The 1,291-nt window shown below is 76.0% G+C and carries 1 protein-coding gene and 1 pseudogene; one reads left to right on the top strand and one right to left on the bottom strand.

Annotated elements, in window-relative coordinates; genetic code table 11:
• On the top strand, positions 1–318 hold a 318-nt coding region (locus AB0H81_RS44925), incomplete at its 5' end, for a response regulator transcription factor (RefSeq protein ID WP_358388768.1).
• A gap of 486 nt (positions 319–804) precedes the next feature.
• On the opposite strand, the pseudogene AB0H81_RS44920 reads toward AB0H81_RS44925, so the two are convergent.
• Positions 805–1,291, bottom strand: a pseudogene (locus tag AB0H81_RS44920) (hypothetical protein); the annotation flags it as partial.

Here is a 1,291-nt window from a genome sequence, read left to right as displayed (position 1 = left end):
CGCACGGCCCCCCCCCGGCGGCCCCAGCTCGCCGTGTTGGGGGGCCGTGCCCAGGGCGCATCGGGGCGGTCGCGGGCCGCCGGTGGCGTCGACGGCGCGCCGGCCGGCCCGCCGCTGGGGCTCACGGCCCGAGAGCTGGAGGTACTGCGGCTGGTCACCGCCGGGCGCAGCAACCGGGAGATCGCCGGCGAGCTGGTCATCGCGGTGAAGACGGTGAGCGTTCACGTGTCCAACATCCTGGCCAAGCTGGGGGTGGCCTCACGAGGGGAGGCCGCGGCCACGGCCCACCGCCTACGCCTCTTCGACGGCTCGGAGTAGCGGGGGGGCGGGCCACGAGAGGGCTTGCATGACGGTGGGGCACATCAGGCGGTCCGAGCAATGTGGCGCCGCTCGGGCGCTCTGGGCGATGCGGCGCCCCTCAGCCCTCTGGGATGTCGGTGCCCTTGTCGTGCTGTCCGAGCGATTCCGGCGCTTCAACTGGACGTCAGCGAGGGTGGAGGGCGTCCAGCGGCAGAGCGACCGTGCGACGGCGGAGATCGTCGGACCACGAGCCGGCCACGGCGCCATGGGGCGCGGCGGAGAGAAGGGTCTTGACCTCGTCGAGACGACCGGGGAGCAGGCACCGCCGTCCCACCAGCCGTCGGCACCCTGAAGCGTCAGGAGACGGGCGGCCCATCCCTCCTGCTCCACGCGCGCCCGCCCGGCGGCGACCTCCTCGGGCGGGGCGTGCGGGAGATCGGGCAGGGGCGGAGTCGCGGAAGAAAAGGGGAAGCAGGGCCGGCCCGCCCCTCGCGCGCGACGCGGTCAGCCGGTGAGCTGGGCTTCGAGGCGGTAGCCGTCCACCGTGACGTACACCTGGTCGCCCGGCCGGGCGTTCAGGCGCATCAGCACCGGCTGGAGCGAGTCGAAGACCGGCTGGTGGCCCTGCCAGACCAGGACGATCGCGTTGTCTCCCGGTCCCGTCACCGACAGGAGCGTCCCGGGGCGCATGCCGAGCTGTGCCGCGTACCCCTCCGGGACCGGCACCGGGCCGCCGCGCAGGTGCTCGGGCGTGACCTCGATGCGCTGCCAGCGGCGCGGGTCGGACGACGGGCCCGGGATGGGCGGCGGCGGGGTGGACGGCGCTCCCGCGAGCCCCGGCAGCATGGGCGAGCGGCCGCCCGACAGGGCCGAGAGCGTGGCGAGCGCCGCCGACGGGTCGATGGAGCCGGCACCGGCCGCGGGGATCGGCTGGCCGCCGCGGTGGTGGTGTCCGTTGGCCCCGGGCGTGCGCCGGGGAAGCGGCTGGGCG

The sequence above is a fragment of the Nonomuraea sp. NPDC050691 genome, assembly GCF_040654455.1.
GTDB lineage: Bacteria > Actinomycetota > Actinomycetes > Streptosporangiales > Streptosporangiaceae > Nonomuraea.
Note: the sequence above shows the minus strand (reverse complement) of the source record. Positions and strands in the feature narration are given on the sequence as shown.